At 60.4% G+C, this 273-nt stretch carries 1 protein-coding gene; it reads left to right on the forward strand.

The genetic code is table 11. The features are described from left to right. The first annotated feature begins 45 nt into the window (after positions 1-45). On the forward strand, positions 46-168 hold the full coding sequence (locus tag ABG80_RS24120; protein ID WP_268760948.1) for a hypothetical protein: 123 nt from the start codon (positions 46-48) through the stop codon (positions 166-168). The last annotated feature ends 105 nt before the right edge of the window (positions 169-273 follow it).

Here is a 273-nt window from a genome sequence, read left to right on the forward strand (position 1 = left end):
CGGCTCTGAGGCCTTTTTTGGTGACTTTGACGGTGAAGAACGGTGATGACCTGGCTGAACGCTTTAAGCACCTTCATAGAGCCCAGCGCGAGCTATGGAAACGCCGGCAACGTGGTCGCGGCTCTGTGCTCGATGGGGTTGTGGGCGCTGTTTGGTCATACGAAGTGAAGCGGGGAGACAACTCGGGCCAGTGGCACCCGCACCTGCACATGATCGCCTTGGCCGAGGTCGAGCCCAGCCAGGAGCGCTTGTCGCGGGATTGGCACCAGATCA

Source organism: Aquabacterium parvum, from assembly GCF_001447195.1.
GTDB classification, from domain to species: domain Bacteria; phylum Pseudomonadota; class Gammaproteobacteria; order Burkholderiales; family Burkholderiaceae_C; genus Aquabacterium; species Aquabacterium parvum.

What these genes read in the sequence shown, in the direction of transcription:
- ABG80_RS24120 (WP_268760948.1), top strand. Translation starts at nt 46, where the DNA reads ATGACCTGGCTGAACGCTTTAAGCACCTTCATAGAGCCCAGCGCGAGC.